At 50.9% G+C, this 271-nt stretch carries 1 pseudogene; it reads right to left on the minus strand.

Annotated features, from left to right (window positions below):
* A pseudogene (locus HBA93_RS21235) lies at nt 1-245 on the minus strand (ABC transporter substrate-binding protein); the annotation flags it as partial.
* Nucleotides 246-271: the final 26 nt, after the last annotated feature.

Here is a 271-nt window from a genome sequence, read left to right on the forward strand (position 1 = left end):
GCAACACCGGAAAGTTGACCGACTTTATCAAGGTCAAATTCCGTACCGACAATCACATCAGGTTTCAGTGCTGTGAGCCGTTCCAGATCAATCTGACCATTCAGGCCAAAACCTTTCGGTTTTGTGTGTCCTTTGCCAAGCACGGCATCAATAAAATCCGCGCCGAACTGGTATGAACCGTCATCATTGCGCCCGAGACTGGCAACCGGATCCAGCCCAAGCTCAATCAGCGGTACAGTGGCCACAGGCTCATTCAGGACCACAATCCTTT

It is taken from the genome of Ochrobactrum sp. SFR4 (assembly GCF_019730395.1).
Classification (GTDB): Bacteria; Pseudomonadota; Alphaproteobacteria; order Rhizobiales; family Rhizobiaceae; genus Pseudochrobactrum.